28 protein-coding genes are annotated in these 26,797 nt (G+C 69.6%); 13 read left to right on the forward strand and 15 right to left on the reverse strand.

Annotated features, from left to right (window positions below; genetic code table 11):
- Positions 1-90 precede the first annotated feature (90 nt).
- The 4 genes from ACH4YL_RS14855 (at position 91) to ACH4YL_RS14870 (ending at position 5,689) form a co-directional block, all read left to right on the forward strand.
- The gene (locus ACH4YL_RS14855; RefSeq protein ID WP_398507698.1) at positions 91-3,090 is read left to right on the forward strand and encodes a LodA/GoxA family CTQ-dependent oxidase; all 3,000 of its coding nucleotides are present in this window, start codon (positions 91-93) and stop codon (positions 3,088-3,090) included.
- Positions 3,087-4,235, forward strand: a complete 1,149-nt coding sequence (locus ACH4YL_RS14860) for a tryptophan 7-halogenase (RefSeq protein ID WP_398507699.1) — start codon at positions 3,087-3,089, stop codon at positions 4,233-4,235. The genes ACH4YL_RS14855 and ACH4YL_RS14860 overlap by 4 nt, the downstream gene beginning before the upstream one ends.
- Before the next feature lie 124 nt (positions 4,236-4,359).
- A complete protein-coding gene (locus tag ACH4YL_RS14865; RefSeq protein ID WP_398507700.1) occupies positions 4,360-4,560 on the forward strand; it encodes a hypothetical protein in 201 nt (66 codons plus the stop codon).
- 67 nt (positions 4,561-4,627) lie between these two features.
- On the forward strand, positions 4,628-5,689 hold the full coding sequence (locus tag ACH4YL_RS14870; RefSeq protein WP_398507701.1) for a radical SAM protein: 1,062 nt from the start codon (positions 4,628-4,630) through the stop codon (positions 5,687-5,689).
- A 101-nt stretch (positions 5,690-5,790) separates the two neighbouring features.
- On the opposite strand, the gene ACH4YL_RS14875 is transcribed toward ACH4YL_RS14870, so the two are convergent.
- Together ACH4YL_RS14875 and ACH4YL_RS14880 are read right to left on the reverse strand one after the other, a co-directional pair.
- The gene (locus tag ACH4YL_RS14875; protein WP_398507702.1) at positions 5,791-6,558 is read right to left on the reverse strand and encodes an NPP1 family protein; all 768 of its coding nucleotides are present in this window, start codon (positions 6,556-6,558) and stop codon (positions 5,791-5,793) included.
- A gap of 200 nt (positions 6,559-6,758) precedes the next feature.
- Positions 6,759-7,205, reverse strand: coding sequence for a nitroreductase family deazaflavin-dependent oxidoreductase (locus ACH4YL_RS14880; RefSeq protein ID WP_398507703.1), 447 nt, complete (start codon positions 7,203-7,205; stop codon positions 6,759-6,761).
- 134 nt (positions 7,206-7,339) lie between these two features.
- Here ACH4YL_RS14880 and ACH4YL_RS14885 point away from each other — a divergent pair, with 134 nt between their 5' ends.
- A complete protein-coding gene (locus tag ACH4YL_RS14885) occupies positions 7,340-7,696 on the forward strand; it encodes a DUF779 domain-containing protein (RefSeq protein WP_398507704.1) in 357 nt (118 codons plus the stop codon).
- 6 nt (positions 7,697-7,702) lie between these two features.
- Here the strand turns inward: ACH4YL_RS14885 and ACH4YL_RS14890 are convergent, their stop codons facing one another.
- From ACH4YL_RS14890 to ACH4YL_RS14915, 6 genes are all read right to left on the reverse strand, one after another.
- Positions 7,703-7,897 carry a hypothetical protein gene (locus ACH4YL_RS14890; RefSeq protein WP_398507705.1) on the reverse strand — a complete coding sequence of 65 codons (195 nt, stop codon included), beginning with the start codon at positions 7,895-7,897 and terminating at the stop codon, positions 7,703-7,705.
- Positions 7,898-8,026: 129 nt separating this feature from the next.
- Entirely contained in the window at positions 8,027-8,884 is an 858-nt protein-coding gene (locus tag ACH4YL_RS14895) for a phosphatidylinositol-specific phospholipase C/glycerophosphodiester phosphodiesterase family protein (RefSeq protein WP_398507882.1), read from the reverse strand.
- Between the two features lie 298 nt (positions 8,885-9,182).
- Positions 9,183-10,283 carry an acyl-CoA dehydrogenase family protein gene (locus tag ACH4YL_RS14900; protein WP_398507706.1) on the reverse strand — a complete coding sequence of 367 codons (1,101 nt, stop codon included), beginning with the start codon at positions 10,281-10,283 and terminating at the stop codon, positions 9,183-9,185.
- Positions 10,280-11,461, reverse strand: coding sequence for an acyl-CoA dehydrogenase family protein (locus tag ACH4YL_RS14905; protein WP_398507707.1), 1,182 nt, complete (start codon positions 11,459-11,461; stop codon positions 10,280-10,282). Before ACH4YL_RS14905 ends, ACH4YL_RS14900 begins: the two co-directional genes overlap by 4 nt.
- The gene (locus ACH4YL_RS14910; protein ID WP_398507708.1) at positions 11,458-12,426 is read right to left on the reverse strand and encodes an NADPH:quinone oxidoreductase family protein; all 969 of its coding nucleotides are present in this window, start codon (positions 12,424-12,426) and stop codon (positions 11,458-11,460) included. Before ACH4YL_RS14910 ends, ACH4YL_RS14905 begins: the two co-directional genes overlap by 4 nt.
- Before the next feature lie 80 nt (positions 12,427-12,506).
- The gene (locus ACH4YL_RS14915) at positions 12,507-13,091 is read right to left on the reverse strand and encodes a helix-turn-helix domain-containing protein (RefSeq protein WP_398507709.1); all 585 of its coding nucleotides are present in this window, start codon (positions 13,089-13,091) and stop codon (positions 12,507-12,509) included.
- Positions 13,092-13,241: 150 nt separating this feature from the next.
- Between ACH4YL_RS14915 and ACH4YL_RS14920 the strand changes: the two genes are divergently transcribed.
- Positions 13,242-14,126, forward strand: a complete 885-nt coding sequence (locus ACH4YL_RS14920) for an SDR family oxidoreductase (RefSeq protein WP_398507710.1) — start codon at positions 13,242-13,244, stop codon at positions 14,124-14,126.
- Between the two features lie 13 nt (positions 14,127-14,139).
- On the opposite strand, the gene ACH4YL_RS14925 is transcribed toward ACH4YL_RS14920, so the two are convergent.
- The 3 genes from ACH4YL_RS14925 to ACH4YL_RS14935 all read right to left on the reverse strand — a co-directional run bounded on the left by ACH4YL_RS14925 (position 14,140) and on the right by ACH4YL_RS14935 (position 18,164).
- Positions 14,140-14,973: an enoyl-CoA hydratase/isomerase family protein gene (locus ACH4YL_RS14925; protein ID WP_398507711.1), complete on the reverse strand. Its 834-nt coding sequence runs from the start codon at positions 14,971-14,973 to the stop codon at positions 14,140-14,142.
- Between the two features lie 61 nt (positions 14,974-15,034).
- Positions 15,035-16,333: an alpha/beta fold hydrolase gene (locus ACH4YL_RS14930; protein WP_398507712.1), complete on the reverse strand. Its 1,299-nt coding sequence runs from the start codon at positions 16,331-16,333 to the stop codon at positions 15,035-15,037.
- Between the two features lie 76 nt (positions 16,334-16,409).
- Positions 16,410-18,164: a cellulase family glycosylhydrolase gene (locus ACH4YL_RS14935; protein WP_398507713.1), complete on the reverse strand. Its 1,755-nt coding sequence runs from the start codon at positions 18,162-18,164 to the stop codon at positions 16,410-16,412.
- Between the two features lie 133 nt (positions 18,165-18,297).
- Between ACH4YL_RS14935 and ACH4YL_RS14940 the strand changes: the two genes are divergently transcribed.
- Positions 18,298-19,575: a hypothetical protein gene (locus tag ACH4YL_RS14940; RefSeq protein ID WP_398507883.1), complete on the forward strand. Its 1,278-nt coding sequence runs from the start codon at positions 18,298-18,300 to the stop codon at positions 19,573-19,575.
- A 34-nt stretch (positions 19,576-19,609) separates the two neighbouring features.
- On the opposite strand, the gene ACH4YL_RS14945 is transcribed toward ACH4YL_RS14940, so the two are convergent.
- A complete protein-coding gene (locus ACH4YL_RS14945; protein ID WP_398507714.1) occupies positions 19,610-20,020 on the reverse strand; it encodes a VOC family protein in 411 nt (136 codons plus the stop codon).
- Between the two features lie 277 nt (positions 20,021-20,297).
- Here ACH4YL_RS14945 and ACH4YL_RS14950 point away from each other — a divergent pair, with 277 nt between their 5' ends.
- The 4 genes from ACH4YL_RS14950 to ACH4YL_RS14965 all read left to right on the forward strand — a co-directional run bounded on the left by ACH4YL_RS14950 (position 20,298) and on the right by ACH4YL_RS14965 (position 22,944).
- Positions 20,298-20,681 carry an MmcQ/YjbR family DNA-binding protein gene (locus ACH4YL_RS14950; protein WP_398507715.1) on the forward strand — a complete coding sequence of 128 codons (384 nt, stop codon included), beginning with the start codon at positions 20,298-20,300 and terminating at the stop codon, positions 20,679-20,681.
- A gap of 435 nt (positions 20,682-21,116) precedes the next feature.
- Positions 21,117-21,641, forward strand: a complete 525-nt coding sequence (gene sigK / locus ACH4YL_RS14955) for an ECF RNA polymerase sigma factor SigK (protein ID WP_398507884.1) — start codon at positions 21,117-21,119, stop codon at positions 21,639-21,641.
- Positions 21,638-22,375 carry an anti-sigma factor domain-containing protein gene (locus tag ACH4YL_RS14960; protein ID WP_398507716.1) on the forward strand — a complete coding sequence of 246 codons (738 nt, stop codon included), beginning with the start codon at positions 21,638-21,640 and terminating at the stop codon, positions 22,373-22,375. The genes sigK and ACH4YL_RS14960 overlap by 4 nt, the downstream gene beginning before the upstream one ends.
- A gap of 170 nt (positions 22,376-22,545) precedes the next feature.
- On the forward strand, positions 22,546-22,944 hold the full coding sequence (locus ACH4YL_RS14965) for a hypothetical protein (protein WP_398507717.1): 399 nt from the start codon (positions 22,546-22,548) through the stop codon (positions 22,942-22,944).
- 75 nt (positions 22,945-23,019) lie between these two features.
- Here the strand turns inward: ACH4YL_RS14965 and ACH4YL_RS14970 are convergent, their stop codons facing one another.
- Both ACH4YL_RS14970 and ACH4YL_RS14975 read right to left on the reverse strand, forming a co-directional pair.
- On the reverse strand, positions 23,020-24,228 hold the full coding sequence (locus ACH4YL_RS14970) for a cytochrome P450 (RefSeq protein ID WP_398507718.1): 1,209 nt from the start codon (positions 24,226-24,228) through the stop codon (positions 23,020-23,022).
- Positions 24,218-24,970, reverse strand: coding sequence for a tRNA-dependent cyclodipeptide synthase (locus tag ACH4YL_RS14975; protein ID WP_398507719.1), 753 nt, complete (start codon positions 24,968-24,970; stop codon positions 24,218-24,220). Before ACH4YL_RS14975 ends, ACH4YL_RS14970 begins: the two co-directional genes overlap by 11 nt.
- Positions 24,971-25,309: 339 nt before the next feature.
- Between ACH4YL_RS14975 and ACH4YL_RS14980 the strand changes: the two genes are divergently transcribed.
- Positions 25,310-25,822 carry a methylated-DNA--[protein]-cysteine S-methyltransferase gene (locus ACH4YL_RS14980; protein WP_398507720.1) on the forward strand — a complete coding sequence of 171 codons (513 nt, stop codon included), beginning with the start codon at positions 25,310-25,312 and terminating at the stop codon, positions 25,820-25,822.
- Positions 25,819-26,487: an alpha-ketoglutarate-dependent dioxygenase AlkB family protein gene (locus ACH4YL_RS14985; protein WP_398507721.1), complete on the forward strand. Its 669-nt coding sequence runs from the start codon at positions 25,819-25,821 to the stop codon at positions 26,485-26,487. The genes ACH4YL_RS14980 and ACH4YL_RS14985 overlap by 4 nt, the downstream gene beginning before the upstream one ends.
- 28 nt (positions 26,488-26,515) lie before the next feature.
- On the opposite strand, the gene ACH4YL_RS14990 is transcribed toward ACH4YL_RS14985, so the two are convergent.
- Positions 26,516-26,785, reverse strand: coding sequence for a GlsB/YeaQ/YmgE family stress response membrane protein (locus ACH4YL_RS14990; protein WP_398507722.1), 270 nt, complete (start codon positions 26,783-26,785; stop codon positions 26,516-26,518).
- Between the last annotated feature and the right edge of the window lie 12 nt (positions 26,786-26,797).

The raw sequence follows: 26,797 nt of genomic DNA on the forward strand, positions 1-26,797 counted from the left end.
CTTGCACCATATTCGGCATACTTTGGGTGAATTTGCTCCAGTCATGAGCAGAGACCACCACATCGGCTCGACCAGCAGGAGAGCGTTGCCATGACTGGCGTATCCGACCCGCACCGGAATTCGTCCGCCGCATTGCCCGACTGTGCCACCGAGCCGATTGCCGGGATTCTGGCCGAGTTCGTGGGCGAGCGTATGGGTGACCGGATTTCGCAGGGTCAGGAGCCTGTCCTGCGACCGGTCTTCGTCAAGTATCACGGCACTGCCCGCGGCGTTCTGACGGTCGTCCCCGATCTGCCGCCGGAACTCTCCATCGGATTTCTCAGGGTCGCTCAGGAGCAAGAAGGCGGTCTGTCCGCCTGGGTGCGGTTCTCCAGCGACACTCTGCCGAGCCGCACAGATTTCCGGCGGACCGTCGGGATGGGCATCAAGCTGTTCGGCGTTCCCGGTCCGAAGCTGTTGGAGGAAGAGAGCCAGGCGGACACGCAGGACCTCGTGGTCCAGAACCACGACGTCTTCTTCGTCGACACCGCCCAGGACTTCTGCGAATTCCAGCAGGACCCCGTGGCGTACCAGAACGCCCACCCCGACACCCGCCGCATCCTCGAGGAGATGCGAAAGCCGGAGGAAAGCGCGCTGAAGGCCACCTACTGGGGTGTGCTGCCGTACGCCTTCGGGCCCGACCGGTACGTGAAGTACAAGCTCGTGCCGGTCGGCTGCCCGCCCGGTGACCCGCAGGCTGCGCCACCGGACGAGGATCCCTCATTCCTGCGCAGCGATCTGCGGCACCGTCTGTCCGCCGGCGAGGCCGTCTTCGATGTGATGCTGCAGTTCCGCACGGACCCGGACCGGATGCCGCTGGACCGCGCCACCGTGCGCTGGGAGGAGGCGCAGAGTGTCCCCGTCCGCGTGGCAAGGCTGACCCTGCATCAACAGGACACCCTGGCCCGTGGCCAGGACGCCTACGGCGACAACCTCGCCTACAACCCCTGGCACAGCCTGCCCGAGCACCGGCCGATCAGCAGCGTCGCCGAGGCGCGGAAGGTCGTGTACCTCGCGTCGGCGGCACGACGTCGCGACGCGAACGGCATTCCGGCGACGGAGCCGGGTCCCGCGCGGCCGGCGTCTGTCGAACCGCACGGGCGCGACACGCGGATCGTGAGGGCCGCGATCCATCCCGCGATCGGAGTGGCTCGGGTCGGTGACAGCGCCGACCAGTTCATCCTCGCCCCGGAGGTCGACGATCCTCCTCCCCTTGCCACCGGCACCTACAAGGACGCGACGGGCGCCCTCAAGCGTCAGGCGGCGCGCTTTCGTGTCTACGGCTACAACGCCGCCGGCGAGCCCGTCGCCGAACTCACGGCGGACAATGCCGACCTGCGCTGGACGGTCCATGTGGCCAACAAGAAGGCGGCGTGGTACCAGTTCCAACTGGCCCTGGACATCCCGGAGGCAGCCCAGGCAGCACAGAGCGCACTGCGCAACGCCATGGTTCCGGCCGGAGAGCGGAACAAGTTGGTCATCGACCCCGGGCACAGGTCGATCCGCGGCCGGGACCGCGGGGGGCGACCCGAGTACCGGTTCGACACGGGCTACTTCTTCGAGAAACCCGTGTATCTGGGTGAGCTGCGCACCGATGGCGCGGGCCGGCTGATCTTCCTCGGCGGCCGCGGTGTCTCCGCCTCCAAGAACAACACCCAGGCAGAGCATTTCGCGAACAACGACGGCTGGCACGACGACACCTCCGACGGTCCGGTGACCGCGCAGGTGCGCATCGACGGCCGGGCCGTACCGGTCGATCCGGCCTGGGTGGTGGTGGCTCCGCCGAACTTTGCGCCGGAGCTCAAGTCCGTGCGGACGCTGTACGACTTGCTGCGGGACACCTTCGTGTCCGCCGGAATGCTGTCGGCCCCACGCCGGGTCTCGTTCACCCGCGACGTGTTTCCGGTACTGCGGCGGTTGTGCGACCTGCAATGGGTCAACCGAGGGTTCGCGGCCCAATTCGGACACGGTGGGCGCGAACACTTCCTGGCCCCCGATCGGCTGGCCGAGCTGGCCGACCCCAGCTCCCGCCACGACGAACTGCGTCAGCAGATCTGGGCCATGATGCGGGATCCCGATCGCGACGGACTCTCTCCCGTGCCGTGGCCCCCGCTCTATGGCGACACGATGAGTCTGCGGCCCATCTCCGCGCGGCAGCATCTGGCGCTCTCTCCGCTGCAGTACCGGTTGCTGGCCCGCTGGGCCGCCGGAGACTTCGACGCCGACCACGATCCGGCGGCGGCAGCTCCCACGTCTCTCGACGCCCTGCCCTTGGCGGAACGTCCCCGGACACTCGACCGGGCGGCCCTGTCCTTCTGTCTGGCCGACGCGTTCCATCCCGGCTGCGAGCTCTCCTGGCCGATGCGCCATCCCACCATGTACTCCGCGCCGTTCCGGGTGCGGCACCGCGATCCCGGCACACCCCAGCCGTCGTACGGCACCGTACTCACGCCACAGACGGCACTCTCCGTCGACGGTCCTCTGTACGAGCAGGGTCCGGGCGATCTGACCCGCTGGATGGCCGTGCCCTGGCAGACCGACACCGCCCGTTGCCGCTCCGGCTACTACCTGGGCTACGGCCCGCGATACGACCCGTACCTCCCCACGTTCTGGCCTGCGCGGGTGCCCAACCATGTCCTGACGGCAGAGGACTACGAGAAGGCCATCGACCCCTCCAGCACCTCCGAGGAGCGCCTTACCGCCTTCGAACGCCGAGCCGTCTGGGACAGATGGCTGCCCGCCGATCGCATCGAGCAGATGAACGCCATGGTCAAGGACTTCGGCAAGCTCGGCCTCATCGAACGGCGGGTGGGGCCCGCTGCGGGTCCCGACCTCCCCGCGACGATGCTGGTGGAGTCCGAGGTGGGCTTCCACCCCGAGCAGGCCCCGCCCGAGCTGCGGAGCCTCCTGTGCCTGCACGTACCCGAGGCCGCCGACCCCGAGCTGAGGGAGGCTGCCGTGGCCGCTGCCATCAGCCAGGCCGACGTGCCGGACGAAGAGGTGATGGCGGGCTTCTTCGACAAGGTCGTACGGTTCCCGGGCGATCAGTGACCGCCCGCATCCGGCCGGCCGCTCCCGCGGAGCCGGGCGAACACTTCGAGGCCGTCGTGGCGGGAGGTGGCCCGGCAGGCGCCGTCGCGGCTCTGGTACTGGCGCGGGGCGGGCGTCGCGTTCTTCTCGTCGACGGGCCCACCGGCGGGTCGGGGCTCTCCACGCTCAAGGTCGGAGAGACTCTGCCGCCCGCGGCCCGGCCGTTGCTGCACGATCTGGGCCTGTGGTCCGCTTTCACCGCCGAGGCACACCTTCGCTGCGCGGGCACCTACGCGTCCTGGGGATCGGAGAAGCTCCACGGCCGGAGCCACCTCTACGACCCGCACGGTCATGGCTGGCACCTCGACCGGATCCGGTTCGACGCGTTCCTGCGCGACGCGGCGGAGAAAGCGGGCGCCCGCTTGTTGAGGGCCCACGTCGTGCGGCACCTCACCGACGCCGGAGAACCACGCGTGGTGATCCGTGAACAGGGACTCCTCAAAGAGGTGCGCTGCGACTGGGTCGTGGACGCGACCGGTCGCCGTGCCGTGATCGGCCGCCAACGGGCCGTCCGGCGCAGGCAGGACCGACTCGTGGCTGCATTCGCCCTGTTCAGTCACCGTGTTCCCGGTCATCACACCGAGGACTCGGAGCTCCGTACGCTGGTCGAGGCGGTACCCCAGGGCTGGTGGTACACGGCCCGAGTTCCTGACGGGCGGCTGGTCGCCCATCTGACCGACGTCGACCTCGCCGAAACCGGACTGCGCACCGCCGAGGGCTTCCTCGGCAGCGTCGCGAGGACCCGGCACATCCGGGTCCGTCTCGACGGCTACGACCCGGCACATGTCCCGGCGCCGCGCTGGACCGCAGCCCACGGGCTGCGTCTGTCCACGCCAACCGGTCCTGGATGGGTCGCCGCCGGAGACGCCGCAATCGCGTTCGACCCGCTGTCCTCGCAGGGCATCCTCACGGCCCTGCACACGGGAGCCCGCGCCGGCCAGACCGTTGACCTGTGCCTGGCCGGCGAGACAGGCGCCGTCGCGGCATACGCCGCATTCCTGGATCACATCGCGGACGCCTACCGCCGCCATCACGCGGAGTCCTACCACCAGGAGCAGCGCTGGCAGAAGCACGCTTTCTGGCAGCGCCGACAACGCTCACCATGAATGCCCCTCGCGACGACGACTCCCGGCCCTCCTCCGTCCGGCCCATGCCGCTCGCGGAGGCAGGGCTTGCGCATGACAGTGGACAACAAAGGCGAGAGCCTCGCTTCGACGACAGGAGAGCGCTGTGAGTTCCCCCGCACCCACCCCCAAGTCACCGGCCGACATTCAGCTGGACCAGGAGGGCCGCATCGTCATCAACGCGCCGGAGCTCGCCGCGGCGCTGAGGAGCGCCCATATCGCCACGGCGGGGTTCAGGCCGACCAACGGTGTTTGCCCGATCGTCAACGCCGTAGTGGGCTGCGGATCCGGCGGGCCGCAGATGTGAGTTCCGGCAGCCCTCGGCCCGCACCGAAGTTCCTCAGCCCCGAACAATCACGTCTGGACAGGTACGCATGGGTGAGATCGCCGACACCTCCCGCCGTGGGGACGCCGCCTTTCAGGAAGAGCTCTCGTCAGCGCTGACAGACCAAACGCTGCACTTGATTCTCCTCCCCACAGAGCAGTGCAACTTCCGCTGCACCTACTGCTACGAGGACTTCGCGATCGGCCGAATGGAGCGGGAGACGGTCGAAGCGCTCAAGCTGCTGCTCAACCGGCGCTTCGCCGACCTGCAGCGGCTGGACATCGCATGGTTCGGCGGCGAACCCCTGCTGGCCCAGGCCATCGTGGAAGAGATCTCGGCCCACGTGATGACGTCCGTCGCCGACCGCCCGGAATTTCAGTACCAGGGCGACATGACGACCAACGGCTATCTGCTCGACGTTCCCACAGCGGAGAAACTCGCAGGGCTCGGCGTCACGATCTACCAGATCTCCCTCGATGGCCCGGAATCCGTACACGACACGACTCGGGTCAGAAGCAACGGCGGCGCTTCGTTCCAGCGCATCTGGCAGAACCTGCTCGCGATCCGGGACAGCCGGCTCCCGGTGCGGATCCTGCTACGGATCCATCTCACCCCGGAAAACCTGCCGTCGATGCCAGAATTCCTGCGCCAGGTACGTGACACATTCCTGGGCGACAGCCGATTCTCCGTCAGCCTCAAGCCCGTGGAGCGGATGGGTGGGCCCAACGACGAGACCCTGGAAGTCCTTTCGAAGCAAGCCAGGGCGGAAGCTGTCGGACAACTGGAGGCGGTAGTCCGGGCCGGGGTGCCTGCCTCTCGTACTCCCTCCGGGCCGGACGTCTGCTACGCCGCCCGCCCCAACTCCCTGGTGATTCGCGCGAACGGACGCATCGCAAAGTGCACCGTGGCGCTCTCCGATCCGTCCAACGACATCGGCCGACTCGCGTCGGACGGCACAATCCACATTGACGACGCACGCCTGACTCCATGGCTGCGCGGCTGGGCAAACGGCGACTGGACAGCCGTCGGCTGCCCCTACGTCGGCATGCCCCGTTCGGCCTCGCCGCTCCTGCAGATCAGCGCGGGGCCTCGCCGACAGGCCAGGACATAGGCGAGGGACAGTGCCGAGCGTCGCGTCGACGCGCTGTCCGCCCGCCGGCAGGGCAGGGGGACGCGGCGGCTGACGCGCCAAGTCCACCGGCCCTGCACTCATCAGGCGTTGGGGTCGAACGGAATACCGGCCGGCTTGGCCTTCTCCAGGTGGTAGTTGAAATTGCCATCCTTGAGGCCGAAGACGGCGCTGCCGAAGTTGGCCTGGCTCAGCTTGTCGCGCAGACCCGCCGGGTAGCCGTTCCAGCCGACCAGCCTGGGGAACTGCCAGCTGTGGTAGTGGTTCTCCGGCGGCTCGTCGTTGGCGCTCGCGGGGCGGAAAGCGTGCGTGCTGATGCCGTCCTTGTGATAGACGATCTTGGGGTGCGTCCCGTCCCAGCGGATCTGGTCACGGCCGTAGGTGTTGAAGTTGCCGTGGGCAGAGGTGGAGACGTACTTGGCCTCGTTGTTCTGCACCCACACCACGACGTGCTCCCAGTCGTGACGGTGCCCGCCGAGACTGCTGCCGGCGATGGCCTGGTCCTTCTCGAAGTAGAGGCCGTACATGATGGCGCACCAGCCGTTGTTGCACTTGTACCGCGCGTATCCGTTGGTGTTGTCCAGGTCCGACTGGTCGTGGCACTGGCCGTTGACCGCGCCGGACGGGTTGAGTCCGCCGTTTATGGTCCCGTCCGTGCCTATCGCCGGCGTGGAGTAGCAGCCGTCCCCGTCGTAGTCGTAGGCGGGTTGGAACGTCTGCTCCAGCCCGTCCGCGTTGGCGGGCAATGCGCTGGGAGGCGCGGCGAAAGCGCTGCCCGGGAAAGCGATGACCAGCGCCATGGCGCTGCCGACGATGAGCGAACCCTTACGGATGCGCGAGCCAGTCTTCAAAGCGTCCTCCTGATCGACCGCGGCGTGGGGCACGCGATCCGGTTGACATGCCCAGCTCAGCGTGTCCGAACCTCGTTGACGCGCCCGGCGTCGACAGGTGTCAGAGCGATGAAAGGTCAACCAAATACAGGGGGTTGCCACGACGAAGGGCCCGACTCCGCAGAGTCGGGCCCTTCGTACGCGCGAAAACTCTGGTGCGCTCAGCCGTCCTTGGTCGCCGGCTCCAGGACGAAGACCGGGATCTGGCGGTCGGTCTTCTTCTGGTAGGCCGCGTAGTCGGGGTACGCCTCGACCGCACGCGCCCACCACACGTCCTTCTCCTCGCCCGTCACCTCACGGGCGGTCATCTCCTGGCGCACCGGGCCGTCCTGCAGCTCCACATGGGGGTCGGCCACCACGTTGTAGTACCAGACCGGATTCTTCACCGCTCCGCCGAGCGAGGCCACCACCGCATAAGTGCCTTCGTGCTCCACTCGCATGAGGGGCGACTTGCGGACCTTGCCGCTCTTGGCGCCGCGGGTCGTCAGGACGATGACCGGCATTCCACGCATCGTCGTGCCCTTGGTGCCGCCGGAGCTCTCGTAGAGATCGACCTGGTCACGGACCCACTTCGTCGGGCTCGGCTCGTACTCACCATCAAGAGGCATGGCATCCATCCTGTCGTCGAGGACTCACGTACCGTGTGGAACGTGCCTGGTCCACGCAATCATTCCGGGCGGCCGGGTCTTCGATGCCGCGCGCTGCAACGGCGTTGCAACCTTGCCGGTGCTCTGCTGTCGGGATGACACCGTCCCCGCGCGTGGAGCTGACCCCGGCCGCCGCCGATCTGTTGCGCCGGCTGCGGGCGGCGCACGGTCCCTTGATGTTCCATCAGTCGGGCGGCTGCTGCGACGGCAGTGCGCCCATGTGCTATCCGCAGGGCGAATTCCGTACGGGTCAGTCCGACGTCCTGCTGGAGGACCTCCACGTCGAGGGCGTCGCCGAGGACATCTCGTTCTGGATCTCGAAGAGTCAGTACGAGTTGTGGAGCCACACCCGGCTCGTCGTCGATGTCGTCGAAGGCCGGGGCAGCGGCTTCTCGCTGGAGGCGCCGGAGGGAGTGCGGTTCCTCATCCGGTCGCAGCTGATCGGCGACTGAGGGCGCTCAGGGCTTGAGGCTGCCGACCACCTCGGCGGTGGCCGCGATTCCCTCGGTGATGGTCGGCGCCATGCTCGTGCCCGCGAGAAAGAAGCCGAGCATGGCGCAGACGATGGCGTGGGAGAGCTTCAGTCCGCCGTTGCGCACAAAGATCACCGCGAGCACCACCAGCAGCAACACGATCGAGATCGAAATGGCCATCGCCAACCTCCTCCGCCGCGCCGGAGTTGCGGCGTCCGGCCGTCAGTCTGGCGCAGCGGAGGGGCCGTACGGCCGACTGGCGTGTCCGCCGTACGGGTGTTGTCTGCTGGTGAGTTCGATTACTCGCGACTACTCGCCGCGCGCGCGGAGGAAGCGCTCAAGTCCTGCCAGGTCGTCCGTGTTGATGTGATCGATGCGGGCTGCGAGCAGCTCGGTCCAGAAGGCGTCCCGTGCCGGTCCCGGCGTGTCGGGCGTGGCCCAGAAGCGAACGCGCTGACCGTGGTCGTGAGCCTGAGCGACGAGCGCGTGCAGCTTGGCCCGCTCGGCGGCGGGGAATTGGCCGGTACCCGCCCAGGTGAAGCTCTGGGTCCAGTTGCTGGAGATCAGCGGGATGAAGGACGCGGGAGCGGTGGTGCCGAGGTCGTCGAGGCGACCGTCGTAGAACGCGTACCGCACGCGCTGCGCCTCCATCGGCACGCGGGCGGCACGGTCGCCGGAGATGACCGGGGTGACGGCGCCGAAGTGGACACGGCCGTTGACGTAGCTGCTCAGCATGCGGCGGTAGCGCTGGAGCTGACGGTCGAGCTCCAGGTAGCAGTTGATGCCGTCCGTCTTGATGTCGATCAGAAGCTGGACCGGGCGCCGGTAACCGCGGTACACGGAGCCGTGGTTGGCCTTCACGCGGGCCAGCAGCGGGTCGAGGTAGAGCGAGCGCAGCGTGCGCGTCGGGTCGAGCTCCTCCGGAGTGTGGGCGACCAGGAGTTCGCCGTTCACCAGGAATATGTCGGCCTCCAGGCTGGTGAAGCCGTGCGACAGGGCGTCGAGGAGGGGACGTTCGTGGAGGTAGTCGTTGTGCGCGTGTGCCCGGCGCAGCGGCCGCGGACGGCCGTGGCTCTCGGCGGCCTGCGCGACCGCCGGGACGGCGACGGTGCCGGCCAGCGCGGCGGCGATGGTGGTGACGGCTCTGCGGCGGGTGGTCAGCACGATGGGTGCCCTCCGGGCTCGTGGGGGTCGGGAGGGTCAGTATCTGCCGCGGCAGGGCTCAACTGGCAGTGGCACACGAAGAGTTCGGCCACCTGTCACCTGTTGATCAGGCCGTGTGCCTTGGGTTTGTCGTCAGCTCACTTCGGCGGTTTCGGACGCAACTCGGCTGCGTGCGCCGGGGCTTTCGACGGCCTGGCGGGCACCCGCGACGGATCGACGACGATCAGATGGCGGCACCGCCGGGGATCGAGAAGGCCGCCGCGCCGAATGGCGGCGCGGCGGCCCGCGTGCGGACTGCCCCCTACGGAGCCTGGAGATCGACCAGTTCGGCCAGTGCCTCCTTGTGGCTGCCCGGCGTGCCGAGCGCGATCTCGTCGGACTTGGCGCGCTTGAGGTACAGATGCGCCGGGTGCTCCCAGGTCATGCCGATGCCGGCGTGCAGCTGCACGCACTCCTCCGCCGCGTGCACGGCGACCCTGGCCGTGTACGCCTGGGCCACGGCGACCGCGAGCGCGGCCTCGGGGCCGTCACCGGCAGCCAGCGCGTCGGCCGCGTTGCGGGCCGCGGCACGGGCCGAGACGACCTCCAGCCACAGCTGCGCCATACGGTGCTTGAGCGCCTGGAAGGAGCCGATGGGCCGGTTGAACTGATGGCGCTCGCGGGTGTGCCGGACGGTCTCCTCCAGGCACCATTCGGCGAGCCCGAGCTGCTCGGACGCGAGCAGTCCGGCGCCTGCCAGCAGTCCGCGGCGTACCGCCTGTTCGGCGGTTGCCGCGTCGGCGAGGCGGGTGCCGCCCGCCGTGTCGCCGATGGTCACGGCCGAGAGCGGGCGGGTGAGATCGAGCGGGGTCAGCGGCTCGACGGTGACGCTCGCCGGGTCGACCGCGTACAGCCCGTCGGACTTCAGGACCAGGAGCACATCGGCCGCTGCGGCGTCCGCGACCCCGGTGATCCTGGAAGTGCCGACGGGGAGCGGGCCGTGCGGCGATGCCGAGAACGGCACGGCGAGCACGGCGGTGCTGCGGCCGGACGCGAGGGCGGTCAGCAGCTCGGTGACCTCCGCGGTCTCGGTGTCGAGGGCGAGCAGCGTCTCGGTCGCGATCACCGAGCTGGTGAGGTACGGCGCGGGCGTGACACTGCGGCCCAGCTCCTCCAGGACCACCGCGGCTTCCCGGTGCGAGGCGCCCTGCCCGCCAGCCTTCTCCGGTACGAGAAGTCCCGCCGCGCCGATGTCACCGGCGAGAGCCTTCCACAGCTCGGGGTCGTACGGCGCGCCCGCCTCGGCGCGCGGCAGCATCGAAGCGGTGTCGCCGCGGTCGGTCAGCAGGGAACGTACCGCGGCGCGCAGGTCGTCCTCTGCCTCGGAGTACAGCAGATCGGGCTGCGGGCGCTGGCTACTCATCGGGTCAGGTCCTTCCAGGCGACGTCCTTGTCGTTGCGCGGCTCGGAGGGCAGTCCGAGTACGCGTTCGGCGACGATGTTCAGCAGCACTTCGCTGGTGCCGCCCTCGATGGAGTTGCCCTTGGACCGCAGGTAGCGGTAGCCGGCGTCGCGTCCCACGAAGTCGACGAGCTCGGGACGGCGCATGGTCCAGTCGTCGTACAACAGGCCCTCGGCGCCGCGCAGTTCCACCTCCAGGCCGCTGATCTCCTGGTTGAGGCGGGCGAAGGCGAGCTTCATTCCGCTGCCCTCGGGTCCCGGCTGTCCCGCGACGAGCTGCTGGCGCAGCCGTTCGCCGGCGAGGCGGGCGACCTCGGCCTCCACCCACAGCGTCAGCAGGCGCTGGTGGAGGTCGTGTGTGCGCAGTTCGGGGCGCTCGCGCCAGGTCGTGGCGATCGGGCCGATCATGCCGCCCTCGCGCGGGATGCGGCTGCCGCCGATCGAGACCCGCTCGTTCATCAGGGTGGTCTGCGCGACCTTCCAGCCGTCGCCGACCTCGCCCAGGCGGTGCGCGTCGGGGATGCGCACATCGGTGAGGAAGACCTCGTTGAACTCGGCCTCACCGGTGATCTGGCGCAGCGGACGCACCTCGACCCCGGGGTCGGTCATGTCGCAGATGAAGTAGGTGATGCCGCGGTGCTTGGGCAGCTCCGGGTCGGTGCGGGCGATCAGGATGGCCCAGCGGGCCACATGGGCGCTGGAGGTCCACACCTTCTGGCCGTTGACGACCCACTCGTCGCCGTCCCGTACGGCCCGGGTGCCGAGCGCGGCGAGGTCGGAGCCCGCGCCGGGCTCGCTGAAGAGCTGGCACCACACCTCCTCGCCGACCCACAGCGGCCCCAGGAAACGCTGCTTCACCTCTTCGGAGCCGTACTTGAGGATCGTGGGCGCGGCCATGCCGAGGCCGATGCCGATCCGGCGCGGGTCGTTGTCGGGCGCGTCGGCGGCCGTCAGTTCGGCGTCGACGACCGCCTGGAGCGAGCGCGGCGCGTCCAGTCCGCCGAGGCCCTTCGGGTAGTGGACCCAGGCGAGACCGGCGTCGAAACGGGCCTTCAGGAAGTCGGTGCGTTCCGTGGTGGCCGGCGGGTGCGCTGCCAGCAGCTCCTTGGTGCGGCCGAGCAGTTCGGCGGCGTCCGTCATCGCGCCTCTCCTTCCGGGACGACGACCAGGCGGCCGGTGGTCGTGCCGTCGGCGACGCGCTGCACGGCGTCGGCGGCGTCCTTCATGGCGACCCGCCCGCTGATCAGCGGCTTGATCACGCCCTGCTCGGCGAGCTTGGTCAGCTCCTCGTGGCAGGCGCGGATCGCGGCCGGATCCTTCTGGTTGTAGAGGCCCCAGTGCAGGCCGACGATCGAGTAGTTCTTCACCAGGGCGTGGTTGAGCGCCGGGGTGGGGATCACGCCGCTGGCGAAGCCGACGATCACGATCCGGCCCTCGAAGGCGACGCATTTGACGGACTTGGCGTAGGCGTCGCCGCCGACCGGGTCGTAGACGACGTCGGCTCCGCGGCCGCCGGTCGCTTCCTTGACCGCGGCGACGATGTCCTCCTCGCGGCGGTCGATGACTACGTCGCAGCCCAGTTCCCGTGCGATACGGGCTTTCTCGGCGCCGCCGACGACACCGATCACGCGTGCGCCGGCCGCCTTGCCGAGCTGGACGGCGGCGCTGCCGACGCCACCGGCGGCCGCGTGGACCAGCAGCGTCTCCCCCGACTGGAGGTGTGCGCGACGGTGCAGGCCGAACCAACCCGTCTGGTAGCCGATGTGCAGCGCGGCGGCCTCGGCGTCGTCGAGGGCGTCGGGGGCGGGCAGCACGGCCGCCGCGTCGGCCACGACGTACTCGGCGAGTCCGCCGTTCGGCAGCGCGGGGTTGGCGATCACCCTGCGTCCGTCCTCGGTCTCGCCGCAGATCTCGACACCTGGCGTGAACGGCAGCGGCGGCCGGATCTGGTACTGGCCGCGGCAGAGCAGCGCGTCGGGGAAGTTGATGTTCGCAGCGCGGACCCTCAGCAGCAGCTGCCCCTCGCCCGGCGTGGGCCGGTCCACCTCTTCGAGCCGCATCACCTCGCTCGGCTCGCCGTTCCGGTGCACTCGCCATGCCTGCATTTCGGGGCCTCCACAAACCGTAGGCAGTACTGTGCTCGACCACAGACTAAGCGGTCGCTTGCCTGCTCGGGAAGCCCCCGTCAGCTCTGCTTGGACCGCGCCCGGACATGCATCCGCTCACCCTGGGGGCCGAACAGGCTGAGAAACTCCACAGGCCCGTCCGCGGTAGGCCCGAACCAGTGCGGCACATGGGTGTCGAACTCCGCCGCCTCGCCGGGACCGAGCACCACATCGTGATCACCGAGCAGCAGCCTCAGCCGCCCCGACAGCACATACAGCCACTCGTACCCCTCGTGCGTACGCGGCTCGGGCTCGCCCTCGCCCGCCTGCTGCACGACCTTGTACGCCTGCAGACCGCCGGGCTGGCGGGTGAGCGGCAGCATGGTCCGGCCGTGGCGCACGATCGGCTTCGCCCGCACCCGGGGGTCGCCGACCGGCGGCGCGCCGACCAGTTCGTCCAGCGGGACCTGATGGGCGCGGGCGATCGGCAGCAGCAGTTCGAGGCTGGGCCTGCGGCGGCCGGACTCCAGCCGCGAGAGCGTGCTCACGGAAATGCCGGTCACCTCCGCGAGCGCGCCGAGAGTCGCGCCGCGGTCACGCCTGATCTTGCGGAGCCGCGGGCCGACGGCATCGAGTACGGAGTCGAGCGGAGAGTCGTCATCCATGCGTCCATTGCAGAAACAGCAAGCACGTTTGTCAATCAGCAGTAGTCGACAGTGGCCGCGCGCTCACGCTCAGCGCCCGTACCAGCGGTTATCGCAAAGTTCCGTGCAAGCCCATGGCACTTTCCGGCTTCACCGACTACTCATTCGGTCATGACTGACCGCTTCGGACTGCCCGCGCCTCCACCGCTCGGCGCCACCGCCCTCCCCGGCGGGACCTTCGACGGGACCGCCGTGATCGTCACCGGCGGCGGTTCCGGACTCGGGAAAGCCATCGCCCTGGAGTTCGCCCGGCTCGGCGCGGACCTGATGCTCGTGGGCCGCAAGGCCGACCGGCTGAAGGCGGCGCAGGACGAACTCGGCGAACTCGGCGACGGGAAGGTCACCGCCGCCGTGTGCGACATCCGGGAGCCGGACCGGATAGCCGAGGTCTTCGACGCCGCCGAGGCGGCGCTCGGACTGCCTGCGGTGCTGGTCAACAACGCGGCCGGCAACTTCCCTGTCCCCGCCGAGGAGTTGTCGCCCAACGGCTGGCGCGCCGTCGTCGACATCACGCTGAGCGGCACATGGTTCATGACCCAGGAGTTCGGCCGCCGCCATCTCGCGGCGGGCACGCCGGGGTCGATCATCAATCTCGGTGCGTCGTACGCCTGGACCGGCGGCCCGGGCTTCGTCCACTCCGCGGCGGCGAAGGCCGGAGTGCAGAACCTGGTGGAGACGCTGGCGGTGGAGTGGGGGCCGTACGGCATCCAGATCAACGCGCTCGTCCCCGGCCTCGTACCGCACGACGACATGAGCGCCGATCTGCGCGGCGGCCTCGACCGGGCCGAGGACAAGGACGTACGGCAGCCGGCTCTGCGGGTCGGGCAGCCGCGGGAGATCGGCTGGGCTGCGACCTTCCTCGCGTCACCGTACGCGCGACTGATCACCGGGCACACGCTGGTGGTGGACGGCGCGAACTGGCAGCGCCGGGCCCTGGTCAACGAGCCGGTGGTGACGGTGCGGGAGCAGCTGGGACGCGGGCCGTTCGAGGGCTGAACGCCGAGGTAGGTCAGCCGCCGTCGAAGTCCGGGCGCCGCTTGGCGGCCTTGGCCGCGTAGCCCTCGCGGCAGTCGTCCGACGTGAGCGTGAGGGCCGCGCTCAGCGCCGTACGGTCGAGCGCCTCGGCCAGGCCCGCGTCGGCGAAGGCATCGATATCGCGCTTGATCGCCCGGACGGCCAGCGGTGCGTTGGCGGCGATCTCGGCGGCCGCTTCGCGCGAGGCACCGTCCAACTCCCGGACCGGTGTGACGAGTTGCACGAGCCCGAGACGCTCGGCCGTCGCGGCGTCGATTCGGCGGCCCGTCAGAGCCAGATACTTCGCCCAGCCCGCGCCCGCGTCACGGGCGATCCGCAGATCGCCGCCGGCGTCGACCGCGACGCCGAGCTGCGCCTCGGGCAGCGCGAAGACGGCGTCGGCAGCGGCGATGCGTATGTCGGCCAGCAGCGCGAGCTCGAATCCGAAACCGAGGCAGTAGCCCTGGACGGCGGCAACGACCGGCTGCGGCAGCTTGGCGAAGGCGGCGAACTGTTCGTGCGCCCAGCGGATGCCCTCGTAGTAGCGCTGGGTGCGCTCGGCGGGCGTGCGGCCGGTGATCGCGCCACCTGGCGCGGTGACGTCGATGCCCGCGCAGAACGCCCGCCCCTCCGCACGCAACAGGACGGCCCTGATGGTGTCGTCGAAGCGGATGCGGTCGGCCATCAGGCCGAGCTGGCGGCTGGATTCCCAGCTCCAGCCGTTGAGTTGGCCGGGCCGGCAGAGGGTGAGGACGCCGATGCCGCCCTCCATGTCGAGCCGGATCCGTTCCTCACCCTCGGCGATCTCCCGGTCGAGTGTGTCGATCATCGCCGCCCGCCCCTTCCTGACGCACCATCAGAAATCAGGCCAGCGTACCCGCTCAGCCCACTCAGATCTCGCCGTTGACGAGGGCCAGCAGCCGGTCGAGTACGCGCGGACCGCTCGCCCTGACCCCGTCGTGCTCGTACTCGTCGGTGACCCAGGTGCGCAGCCCGCGGATCGCGCGGGCCGTGTCCAGCGCATGGCCGGTGTCGACATACATGTCGTCGTGGTACACCACCGCGGCGACCGGGACCTCGTTCGCGGCGAGCCGGGCCGGGTCGTAGAACACCGGCCAGTCGGTGCGTGCGGCAAGAAGGTCGGCGCACTCGCGCAGCGGGCGCAGGGTCGGGTCCACCTCGAAGTGCCAGGGGTGGATGGTCTCTCCGGTGAACAGCACCGGTCCGTCCCCGGCCAGCGCCGCGGCGGCGTCGAACTGCGGGAACTCCGCGCGGATCCGCTCGGCGGACCAGTCGGTCGGCCGCTTGCCCTGGGCGCAGCACGCCTCGTGCAGCAGGGCGTAGAGCGGATGCCCGGCGAAGGAGAGCCCGGCGAGCACCGACTCCTGGAAGGCGTCGGAGAGTTCATACCGCTCCCCCACGCGTACGAAGGCGTTCTCGAGGAGGTAGTGCAGATGATGGCTGCCCTCGCCCCCGCCGAGCACGATCCCGAGCGACTGGAAGGCCTCGGGCGTGAGGATGTAACCGCCGGGCAGCACGGTCCGGTGCTCGGCGAGGTGCCCGGCGATGCGGCGGACCAGGCGTACGTCCTGCGGGTAGCGGGCGTAGTGGGCCTCGACCTTGCGCTGGACGCGTGGATAGGACGCCCGGTAGATGTCGTCGACATGCGCGTCGAGAGACGGCAGACCGCCGGTGATGAGCACGGCGCGCAGCCCTTCGGGTGCGGCGGAGAGATAGTGCGTCGCACAGAACCCGCCGAAGCTCTGGCCCAGCACGGTCCATGGCGCGCCGCCGGTCAGCTGCCGTCTGATCGTCTCGCAGTCGCGCACGATGTTGTCCGCCCGGAAGTGGGCGAGATGGTCGGCCTGGGCCTGCGGTCCGCCGCGCCCGGCCAGCGTCTGGCGGTTCTGCGGGGTGGAGCGGCCGGTGCCGCGCTGATCGAGGAGGAGTACCCGGAAATCCTGTACGGCACGGCCCAGCCAGGCCTGTTTGCCGTTGAAGCGGCGGGCGCCGAAGCCCGGTCCGCCCTCCAGATAGACGAGCCACGGCAGATCCGCGCCGGCATGTCCGGCGGCGACGACCTCGCGCCCGTACACCTCGATCTGCTCACCGCCCGGATCGGAGTGGTCGAGCGGGACGGTGAAGTGGCGGTCGGTGAGGACGACGCCCGGCTGGCGGTAGCTGGTCACTGATGCTCCTGTTCCTTCTGCGCCCACGTCCGCCCATGGGATCACATGGGCGGACGCGGGTCGCAGGGAACGGACGTCAGAAGTCGTCCGCTGTCCTGATCCGGTCACGGACCCAGACGCCGGCGGGCTTCAGCGGCCCGGTGCCGGTCCAGGGGCCGTTGTTGTTGCAGGTGCCGCCCTTGAACACGGCCCCGCTGCGCTCGTCGTCGGAGTAGTTCCAGTTGACCCAGCTGATCTTCTTGCTCGCCATCAGATCGATGTAGCGCTGGGACATGGCGAAGTCGTTGCTGCCCTCGCCCGCATAGTTCTGCGTGCCGAACTCCGTGACGAACATCGGGAGCTTGTCGGCCGCGCGCGAGAGGGTGTTCAGATACTCGTCCCGGTGCGAGTAGGCGTAGAAGTGGAACGTGTACATGATGTTGGAGGCGTTCACCGGGTTGTTGACGACCTCGGTCTCGTCGGCACCGTCGGAGACACCGAGCGAGGACCACGCACGCGTGCCGACCAGGACCGGAGTGTCCGCGTCGTGCTGGCGGATGACCGGGATGAGCTGCTCGGCGTAGCTCTTGACGCGCGACCAGGGCACCTCGCTGGGCTCGTTCGCGATCTCGTACAGCAGGTTGTTCTTGTTCGCGTGGCGCTGTGCGATCTCGGTGAAGAAGGTCTTGGCGCGGGCGAGGTTGTAGTGCGGGTCGCCGGGGCTCAGCATGTGCCAGTCGACGATCGCGTACATGCCGCGCGCGGTGGCCTGTTCGATGATCGAGTGGACCAGGTCGGTGTACTTGCGCGGGTTGGTCTCGTAGCCGCCCTCCTGGATGTACATGGAGATGCGCAGGACGTCGGCGTTCCAGTCCTTGGCCAGGGCGTCGAGCGAGCCGGAGGTCACGCACTGGGGGTACCACTGGAGGCCGTGGGTGGACATGCCGCGCAGCTGGATCGGCTTGCCCTGCTGGTTGCAGAGCTTGGTGCCGCAGACCTTGAGCTGGCCGTTGGCCTCGACGGGCGTGCCGCCGGGGGCGGGGGTGCCAGTGCCGGTCGCGAGACTGTCCACGTTGGGCCCGCCGTTGGCGGTGGTGGCCGTCGCCCGGATGGTGTTGGCACCGGCCTTCAGGTTGGCGGTGACGGTGGTGGTTTTCCAGGTGGTCCAGGCGCCGGTGCCGCCGAAGGCCTTCTCGTCGGCGGCGAGCGAGCCGTTGACGGAGATGTCCATGGCCCGGTTGGCGGTGGTGCCGTTGGCATAGCGGAGGGTCAGGCCGACGCTGCCGGCCTGGGCCGCGTTGACCGTCCACTCGACATAACTGCCGGTGACATTGTTGTAGTTGACGAAGCCACTGCCGGTGAAGCCGGCGTGGTTGGACTCCACGACTCCTTGCGAGATGGCCGCGCTCTCGGCCTCGTGGGTGACGGCTGCCGCTGCCGCCGGGGCCTCGGCCGCGGCGGGTGCAGCCGGGGCGGCGGGGGCCGCGGTGAGGCCGAGGAGCAGCGCGGCGCCGAGGGCTCCGACGCTGCCGAGTGTGCGTATCCACTTCCGTGCCGGTCTCATGAGGTCTCCGTTGCCTGGTGTGGGGATCCGGGACTGAAAGGAAACTTTCCTAACCGAATGGAATAGCAGCGTCCGACCCGCGCTGCAAGGGCCATGACAAAGACTGATCCGCGACCGCAGGCCGGATGACTCGTCCGGTCCCGGCCCGTGTACGCGCTCGCGCCGCCGCTTCCAGCGTGCAGAGATGATCCGGTTCGAGCAGGTCAGAAAGGTCTGCCCGGACGGCACCACGAGGCGGAGTTCGACTCGGTCTCGGACATCTGAGCGCGGCGGAGGGCACGTCGCCATCGGCGTCGACGACGGCTACAGGTCAACTGCTGGGGCCCATGGGGCTGTTGGCGCGAAGTGGGACCGCTGAGCCGGGCCGGGAGGCAGGCACCACACCGGAGAGCGGTCTCGGCCGTCAGTGGCGTCGGTTACGGTGCTGGGTGTGGTGATCACCGGAGGGAACAGCGCAGCATCGGGGACAGCGCTGCTCATCGCGGCCGCGCCGGTCGGCAAAGGGCGTCTGATCGACGCCAGTTCCGTGCTGCCCGCGCTCGCCGCCGTACCGCCGAGCGCGCTGACGGGCACGCCGTCCGCGACCGTGATCGAGCTCGCCGACCCGCTCGATCCGCAGACGGTGCTCACCCGGATCCGGGCGGCCGCGGCCGCGGAAGGACCACTGTTCCTGTACGTCGCCGGGCAGTTGCAGCTCGACCGCAAGCAGCGGCTGCCGCATCTGGCACTGGCCCGGACCACGCCGGCCACGATGCGGTACACCGGGCTGCCGTGGCACTGGCTCGCCTCCGAACTCGCGATCAGACCTCCTGGTTCCACCACGGTCGTGGTGGACCTGGTCGCCGACGCCGAGGCCTGGCCGCAGCTCGTACGGGAAGGCCTCGCGCTCGGGCCCGGCGTACGGGTCTACGGACGCCTGGCCCCGATGCCGCAGCGCCGGGCAGTGGCAAGCCCCGACTATCTCAAGGCCTACGCGTCGATCTGGCGCAGCGGTTCCCGGCCGGGCCTGGAGGCGCTGCACGAACAGGCGGCGGCGCGGGCGGGCGGCGAGGCGCTGCTGCTCGCGCCGGGCGGCGTGCCGGGCACGGTCGGGGCGGTGAGCACGGCGCCCGCGGCGGGCGCTGCCCCGGCGCAGGCCGGGCCCTCCGCGGTGGCCGGCGCTGTCCCGACGGCGCAGCCCGTGCCCGGGCAGACCGTTCGGGCCACGGCCGACGACCCCCATGCCGCGATACTCGCCGCCGCACATGCCGGACGGCACGGCGAGGCCGCTGCCGCCGCCGCGGCCTGGGAGCAGCAGGAGCTGCGGTCCCATGGGCCGGGCTCGCCGCAGGCGATTCACTGGATGGAGGTGCGGGCCGATCTCGCGCGGCTCGCCCGCGACCCCGGGCTCAGCTGCGAGTTGTGGATGGCGGCCGCCGACGCAAGGCTGGCGCGCCGGCAGAGTGCCGACAGCCCCGATGTCGAGGGAGCGGTCGACCGTGCGCACCACCAGTGGGAGCAGATACGAGACCTGCCGCGGGCCCGCGCGCTCGCTCCACGGCTCGTCACGCTGCGCCGTGCTGTGCCGGGACGTCAGCGCGGAGCTCTTCAGGTGCTGCAACGGCGGCTCGAGAGCCTGCACCAGCCGCACCAGGCGCACCAGTCGGCTCACGGCTCGCCTCAACCGGACGTGCCGAGCAGGTCCTTGGACTCCAGGTAGTTTCTCGCCACGTCCTCCGGCAGCCGGGGATAGTTCAGCGGACCGGCTGTCCGACCCCGATCATGTTCCCTTCGCTGTCCCGGAACCATCCCCCGCGCTCGCCGGTCGCGCCCTTGCTCGGGTAGTTGCCCTCGATGTCGGCGATCCCGTCCACGGTCCGCAGCCCGGGCAGGTCGACCTCCTCGAACACCACTCCACGCCGTTTCAGCTCGGCGGTCACAGCCTCGATGTCGTCCACCTCCCAGCCCATCTGAGTAAAGGTGCCCGGTGAAGCCCCCGCCGACTGGAACAGTGCGAAGTCCGATCCTCCGCAGCGGTACAACAGCCCGCCGGGGCGCTCGTCGATCGGCTCCAGGTCGAGCTTCTCGGAGTAGAAACGCCGGGCCCGCTCCAGGTCCTGGGCGGGAAGCCGCGTGGCCACCCGGGCGTCGTCCAGAATGCCCATGTCCACTCCCATCACTTGCTCGGCGACGGTCGCCGGGCGCGGCTAGGGCCTGTCGTCTGGATCTTGCCGGGCTCGCGTGCCCTGGCACCGCGCCTCGCCGCGTTGTCGTCGGTCGGCATGGCTCCGCCATGCCTCCCTCCTCCGCCTTGCGATCCGTCCCCTGGGCCCTGAGGGCCCGGGGAGGCCCCATGGCACCAGACCCGCTCACTGATCCGGCCTGATCCAGACGAAAGGCCCTAACGTGAGACGGGACAGATTTTGCTACCGGGAGGACCAGATGGCCGCACCACCGAAGCACGCGCTGGCGAAGTGGGAGAAGGTGCGGGGCTTTGCCCTGGGGCTGCCCGGTGCCGGTGAGGAATTTCCGTGGGGCGAGACCGTCGTCAAGGTCAACAAGAAGATCTTTGTCTTTCTGGGCGTGGACGACGGCAGCTATCCGCTCGGTGTCGGCGTCAAACTGAAGGACGAGGCGATGCACGCTCACGCCCTGTCGTGCCCGGGCGCCGAGCCGTCCGGATACGGGCTGGGGAAGGCCGGCTGGGTGCAGATCCCGCTCGCCCAGAAAGGCGCGCCGCCGGCGGACGTGCTCTGCGACTGGGTCGAGGAGAGCTACCGCACGATCGCCACGAAGAAGCTGGTCGCGGAGCTCGACGCCCGCTGATCACGCCGCCGGACTTCTCGTACGCCGGTGTCCCGGCACCTGCCGGGCAGGTCATCCGCACCGTGGCGGGACCGTGGGATCGGGTCTACTCGCGGACTGGTTACCGTCGAGCCGTGATGCCCGAATGAGCGTTTGCCGATATGCCGCGGTCCACACAGGGCGGACGACCCCATTCCGCCGGAATGCGCCGGCCCCGCTTCTCAGCGACTCCTTTCTCCGTGCCCTGACGTCGGCTTGATACAGGTAATTCGGAGCCGACGTCCCGTTGGATCGCTCCCCTCACAGGTGCGGCCGCCTCGTTTCAGTGGTGGCATTGATGGTGTAGATGCCCGACAACGCCGATACGGGCAGCCGAGCGAGGGGGCTTGCGTGTCATCCGCCGGCGGCGGACGTGAAGTCCGTACGCAGTCGATCGAGCCCGACCTGGACGAGCTGATGGTCCGGGCCGGCCGCGGTGACCGGGAGGCCTTCGGTTCGGTGTACGACGTGGTGAGCGGCCCAGTGATGGGGCTCGTGCGCCGAGTGCTTCGGGACCCGGCGCAGTCCGAGGAAGTGACCCAGGACGTACTGGTAGAGACGTGGCGTATCGCCGCACGGTTCCGGCCCGACCGGGGCAGCGCGATGACCTGGGTGATGGTGCTCGCCCACCGGCGGGCGGTGGACCGGGTCCGCTCCGACCAGGCCAGATCGGACCGTGAGCAGAAGGCGGCGCTGCTGGATGTCACCACACCCTTCGACGAGGTGACCGAGGAGGTCGAGACCCGGCTGGAGCGGGAGCAGGTACGCCGGTGCCTGCGGATGCTCACCGACATCCAGCGGGAGTCGGTCACCCTCGCCTACTACCAGGGGCTGACGCACAAGGAAGTCGCCCAGTCGCTGGAACTGCCGCTGGGCACGGTGAAGACCCGGCTGCGGGACGGCCTGATCCGGCTCCGTGACTGTCTGGGGGTGACGCCATGAACGCCCCGGATCTGCACGCCGCCGTCGGCGCCTATGTGCTGCACGCCCTTGAGGAGAACGAACGGCGCGCCTTCGAGCAGCATCTGGCCGACTGCGAGGCCTGCCGCCAAGAGGTGGACGAACTCAACGCCACGGCCGCGCGACTCGGCCGGGCCGTGGCGATCGGCGCGCCCGCGGAGCTGAAGGACCAGGTCATGCGCCGGGTCGCCGCCACCGGCCAGGAGCGCCCGCTGCCGGTGCGCGACCGGTTCGGGCCGCCCGCCCGGTGGCTTCCCCGGCTTGCGCTGGCCGCGTGCCTCGCCGCCGCCGTGGCCTTCGGCGGCATCGCCATCTGGCAGCACGAGGAAGCCGAAACCGCCAGGTCGGCGGTGCGGCAGGCCGAACAGCGGGAGGCTGCGGCCGCGGATGTGCTGTCGGCGCCGGACGCGGTGTACCAGACCCAGGAACTCGCCGGCGGAGGCCTGGCCACGGTCGCGGTCTCCCGCAACGAGGACGCGGCGGCGTTCATCGCCACGGGCCTGCCGGAGCTTCCCGCGGGCAAGGTCTACGAACTGTGGTTCGCCGAAGCCGGCACCATGCGCCCGGCCGGACTGCTGAGCGGGACGGCCAGTCGGCAGCTCACTCTTCTCGACGGGCCCGTGGGCGGTGCCACGGGCGTCGGCGTCACGGTCGAGCCGGCAGGCGGCTCGGCCCAGCCCACGACCGCGCCGCTCGGCCTGATCAGTTTCACCTGACCCGGCAACTCTTTGTAACTACATGCGTTGAATGCGAAGTTTCTCTGCTTTATAGGGATTTGCTCCAATCCAGGGTCGGGGCCTGCCTCGAATCCCCTGTGTCACGCCGTACACGGCACGCGTGTACGGCAGAACCGCACATGAGATCCGAGACAAGGGAGGTGAGTCTGATGACGATTTCCGTCCGAGCCCGCCGTCTGGTTGCGGGAGCCGCAGCAGCAGGTCTGCTGGCGGGTGGTGCCGCTCTGGGCACCGCCGGGACGGCTGCCGCCGCTCCGGCGCCCGCCTCGGCGACGACGTCGTTCGTCGCCGGCGACCACGATGACCGGTGTACCTGGAAGAAGGGGCACTGGGAGAAGAAGTGGGTCAAGGGCCACTGGGAGAAGAAGTGGGTCAAGCACGACCGGTCCCACCCGAAGACCTGGCACAAGGGTCACAAGGACCCCCACGGCAAGTGGCACAAGGGGCACTGGAGTAACCACGGCAAGGGCCACTGGAAGTGGGACCACATTCCCAGCCACTGGGAGAAGCACTGGGTGAAGGGACACTGGGACTGCCACCACAGGTGAGCGCCCGCACCCCCGGAACCCGCAAGGAGGTTCCAGGACCCCCCGGTCCTGGAACCTCCCTCGCGTGTCAGCCGGTTACCACATGACGGGAAGCCGTTCGGGCATCCGCTTCATGAACCCGGTCCGCCATACGAGCTGCTCGACCGGGACCGCGAGCTGCAGGTCCGGCATCCGCTCGAGCAGGGTCTCCAGAGCGATCTCCGTGTGCCGCTTGCCCAGCGCGGTGGCAGGGCAGTAGTGCTGGCCGCCTCCGAAGGACAGGTGCGCGGCGCTGTTCTCCCGGCCGATGTCCATCCGGTGCGGATCGGCGAACACGTCGGCGTCGAAGTTGGCGCCCTCGACGAGGACCAGCACCAGCTCGCCCTTTTTGATCCCGACGTCTCCGAGGGTGACGTCCTCGGTGGCCAGCCGCGGCAGGCCGTCGCCGATCGACAGATTGATCCGCAGCAGCTCGTCGACCGCCGCGGGGATCCTGCCGGGATCCGCACGGAGTTCGGCCACCGCCTCCGGGTGCTGGATGAGCGAGAAGACCGCCATGGTCAGGAACGCCGAAGTCGAGATCACGCCCGCGCCGAACATCGTCACACCGACCGTGGCGAGCATCTCGTCCGTGAGATGGGCGTACTCCGGGTCCAGCCGCAGCGCCGCGATCTCGGCCATCAGCCCGGTGGTTGACGGGTCGTCGAGACGATCCACCATGTACGCCATGTCGCGGTCCCAGTTCAGCTTCGCGCCGGTGACCGGGCAGGCGGAGTTCATGAACGCGATGTCCAAAGACGCGGCCAGGCGCGGCGCGTCCTCCAGCGGGATGCCGAGGATGCGGCAGTGCAGCGCCTCCGCGTACGGGTTGGCGAACTGCGTCCGCAGATCCACCGGCGCGCCCTCGGTCATCAGAGCGTCGACCAGCTCGGACGCGTACGAGCGCATCCACTCCCCCAGGCCCTCGGCCTTCGGGTTGATCGCCTTGAGCACCGCCTTGCGGAGCCCCGCCCCCGTGATGTTGCCCATGTTGTTGACGACTTCCGGAGGGATCGTCAGCGCGTACTGCCTCGGCACACCCGGCGCGGAGGTGTCCTTCAGACTGAACCGCCGGTCTTCGAGTACCTGCTTGCACAGCGGATAGGAGGAGACCAGCCACGCCTCGTCACCGGCGATCGTACGGACCCGCTTGACCGGCTCGTTGCGCAACGCCGCTAACTCGTGCGGCAGTTGGTCACCGCGCCAGGAGAACGGGAAGTCGAGGAGCGCGTCGGCGGGCCGGTGGTGCAGCGTCTCAACGGACATCGGAGTCTCCTTGTGCGGGTGTGACGATGGCATGTCCCTGGTTGCGGGAGGCGCGCAGTCCCGATCCGCGCGAGTAGAGGAGTTCGGCCATCGGCAGGAGCTGGTGGTAGCAGTTGAGAGAGGACGGAACCCCCAGGATGGCGGGGGTGTCGAGGAACAACGGGGCTTCCGCGCAGATGTACTCGAGGCAGACCGCGCGCTGCCGCGCGTTGCTGGCTCTGCCGTCCAGGACCTTGGAGGAGAGGAAGGAGTCCACCAGTGCGTCGCACGTCTCGCGGAACTCCGCGTCCTTGTCGAGCAGAGTCCAGATGTGGTCATGGATCTTCCGGTACGCCGGGTTGTCCACAAAGGCCGACATGGGGTGGGCCCTGAGTCTGCCGCCCATCGGCCCGGCTGCCTCGACCGCGTTGGTCACCTTGGCCCGTACGCCGCGCAGATTCTTGACGGCCTTGCGCCGGGCGTCCTCGGGCGTGTAGCCGAACGTCTCGTACATCTCGGCCACATGGAGATCGGTGTAGACGAAGTCGACTTCGGTGAAGTTCTCGGTGCCCCAGTGGGCGAGATCGATGAGGCGCTGGGCGGAGAAGTAGCTGTTGCCCGGCGAGACGCCGATCACGGCATGGTCACCCTCGGCGCAGATCACCTGGCAGTGGGGGGTGTAGGGCTGAACCTCGAAGACTTCGTTCGCTGTCGCGACGGATGTGCAGGACTGAATCTCTAAGATTTCGGTCGCTGTCGTCAACTGAAAGCGTCCTTCGGCGTCGCTAGTCCCTGGGAGCCTTGTGCTCCTGGTGTGGCGACGACGCGAGAAGTTAGCCTTCGAACACGGAGAGTGTCAACGGGAGTACCGGCTGGTGAGACGAGCCTTCGCCGAGTGGCGGGGGGGGGGGGGGGGGGGGGGGGGGGCGGGGGCCGCCCCCCCCCCCCCCCCCCCCCCCCCCCCCCCCCCCCCCCCCGGGGCCCGGCGACCGTGGCTCCGGAGTCCGGGCGTGATGTCCGAATCCCGCCAGCTTCGGCGGGACGCGGGCCGCAGACTCGTAGGCGTAGGACGCAGGAATCGCCGCGAGGGAAGGAACGAGCCATGACCGCCACGACGGTCTACACGACCATCGACAGCCCGCTGGGCGAACTGCTGCTGGTGGGCGAGGAGTCCGCCACGGCGAAGGGCGGCACCGCGCTTGCCTCGCTCTCGCTGCCCGGCCAGAAAGGCGCAGCCGTCGTCCAGGACGGATGGCGGAGCGACCCCGCCGCCTTCGAGGAGATCAGCAAGCAGCTGACCTGGTACTTCGAAGGCCGCCTCACCCACTTCGACATCGAGTACGTCGACGGCGGCACGGAGTTCCAGCGGCGGGTGTGGCAGGCACTGGAGGAGATTCCCTACGGGGCGACGGCGACCTACGGCGAGATCGCCCAGCGGGTCGGCGCTTCGAAGGTTGGCGTACGGGCAGTGGGCACCGCGATCGGCCGCAATCCGCTGCTGGTCGTGCGGCCCTGCCACCGGGTGATCGGCGCGGACGGGGCGCTTCGCGGATACGCGGGCGGGCTGGAGCGCAAGGAGCGGCTCCTCGGGCTCGAGGGCGCGCCCGCGTCGTGAACGGCGAGACCCTCTTCCCGAGGAAGCGGACCGTGGTCGCCCCTGGCGCGGTGCATGTGCCGGGGTGGCTGCCGGTGGACCGCCAGCGGGAACTGGTCGAAGCCTGCCGGTCATGGGCGCGCGGCCCGGTGCCGATCCGGCACACCGTGTTGCCCGGCGGCGTGATGTCCGTGCAGACCGTGTGCATCGGCTGGCACTGGCAGCCGTACCGGTACAGCCGCACCGCCGACGATGTGAACGGCGCACGGGTCGCCGAATTCCCGGACTGGCTGGTGGAGTTGGGCCGTACAGCGCTGGTTGCGGCGTACGGCGCGGCCGAGGTCGAGGCCGATCAGGGCTACACACCCGACACCGCGCTGATCAACTTCTATGACGGCGCGGCCCGGATGGGGCTGCACCAGGACAAGGAAGAGCGGTCCGGTGCGCCGGTGGTGTCGCTGAGCATCGGTGACAGCTGCGTCTTCCGGTTCGGCAACGCCGAGACGCGCGGGCGGCCCTACACCGACGTCGAGCTGACCTCCGGTGACCTGTTCGTCTTCGGCGGCCCGGCGCGCTTCGCGTACCACGGCGTGCCGAAGGTGTACCCGGGCACGGCCGACCCTGCGACAGGGATGAGCGCCGGGCGCCTGAACATCACCCTGCGAGAGACCGGCCTGCCGGGCTGACGTGCCTGACTGACTCGCCCGGCGGGAGCTAGCGCGAGCGGGAGTGGCCGAACAGGATCCGGTAGATGACCAGCAGCACCAGCGAGCCGCCGATCGCCGCGGCCCAGGTGGCGCCGTCGTAGAACTCGTTGGTGATCGGCCGGTCCAGGTAGCGGGCCGATATCCAGCCGCCGGTGAACGCGCCGGCGACGCCTATCAGCGTGGTGCCGATCAGACCGCCCGGGTCCCGCCCCGGGAGCAGGATTTTGGCGATGGCCCCGGCGAGCAGTCCGAGGATGATCCAGCTGATGATGCCCATGCCGTGAACCTG

It is taken from the genome of Streptomyces sp. NPDC020681, from assembly GCF_044334895.1.
GTDB lineage: Bacteria > Actinomycetota > Actinomycetes > Streptomycetales > Streptomycetaceae > Streptomyces.

Coding starts and splice junctions, on each gene's coding strand:
- ACH4YL_RS14900 (WP_398507706.1), bottom strand. CDS start 10,283: ATGAGTAGCCAGCGCCCGCAGCCCGATCTGCTGTACTCCGAGGCAGAG.
- ACH4YL_RS14920 (WP_398507710.1), top strand. CDS start 13,242: ATGACTGACCGCTTCGGACTGCCCGCGCCTCCACCGCTCGGCGCCACC.
- ACH4YL_RS14935 (WP_398507713.1), bottom strand. CDS start 18,164: ATGGCGACGTGCCCTCCGCCGCGCTCAGATGTCCGAGACCGAGTCGAA.
- ACH4YL_RS14915 (WP_398507709.1), bottom strand. CDS start 13,091: ATGGATGACGACTCTCCGCTCGACTCCGTACTCGATGCCGTCGGCCCG.
- ACH4YL_RS14925 (WP_398507711.1), bottom strand. CDS start 14,973: ATGATCGACACACTCGACCGGGAGATCGCCGAGGGTGAGGAACGGATC.
- ACH4YL_RS14990 (WP_398507722.1), bottom strand. CDS start 26,785: ATGGGCATCATCAGCTGGATCATCCTCGGACTGCTCGCCGGGGCCATC.
- ACH4YL_RS14980 (WP_398507720.1), top strand. CDS start 25,310: ATGACCGCCACGACGGTCTACACGACCATCGACAGCCCGCTGGGCGAA.
- ACH4YL_RS14880 (WP_398507703.1), bottom strand. CDS start 7,205: ATGCCTCTTGATGGTGAGTACGAGCCGAGCCCGACGAAGTGGGTCCGT.
- ACH4YL_RS14965 (WP_398507717.1), top strand. CDS start 22,546: ATGACGATTTCCGTCCGAGCCCGCCGTCTGGTTGCGGGAGCCGCAGCA.
- sigK (WP_398507884.1), top strand. CDS start 21,117: ATGGTCCGGGCCGGCCGCGGTGACCGGGAGGCCTTCGGTTCGGTGTAC.
- ACH4YL_RS14870 (WP_398507701.1), top strand. CDS start 4,628: ATGGGTGAGATCGCCGACACCTCCCGCCGTGGGGACGCCGCCTTTCAG.
- ACH4YL_RS14910 (WP_398507708.1), bottom strand. CDS start 12,426: ATGCAGGCATGGCGAGTGCACCGGAACGGCGAGCCGAGCGAGGTGATG.
- ACH4YL_RS14945 (WP_398507714.1), bottom strand. CDS start 20,020: ATGGGCATTCTGGACGACGCCCGGGTGGCCACGCGGCTTCCCGCCCAG.
- ACH4YL_RS14960 (WP_398507716.1), top strand. CDS start 21,638: ATGAACGCCCCGGATCTGCACGCCGCCGTCGGCGCCTATGTGCTGCAC.
- ACH4YL_RS14905 (WP_398507707.1), bottom strand. CDS start 11,461: ATGACGGACGCCGCCGAACTGCTCGGCCGCACCAAGGAGCTGCTGGCA.
- ACH4YL_RS14885 (WP_398507704.1), top strand. CDS start 7,340: ATGACACCGTCCCCGCGCGTGGAGCTGACCCCGGCCGCCGCCGATCTG.
- ACH4YL_RS14950 (WP_398507715.1), top strand. CDS start 20,298: ATGGCCGCACCACCGAAGCACGCGCTGGCGAAGTGGGAGAAGGTGCGG.
- ACH4YL_RS14890 (WP_398507705.1), bottom strand. CDS start 7,897: ATGGCCATTTCGATCTCGATCGTGTTGCTGCTGGTGGTGCTCGCGGTG.
- ACH4YL_RS14855 (WP_398507698.1), top strand. CDS start 91: ATGACTGGCGTATCCGACCCGCACCGGAATTCGTCCGCCGCATTGCCC.
- ACH4YL_RS14970 (WP_398507718.1), bottom strand. CDS start 24,228: ATGTCCGTTGAGACGCTGCACCACCGGCCCGCCGACGCGCTCCTCGAC.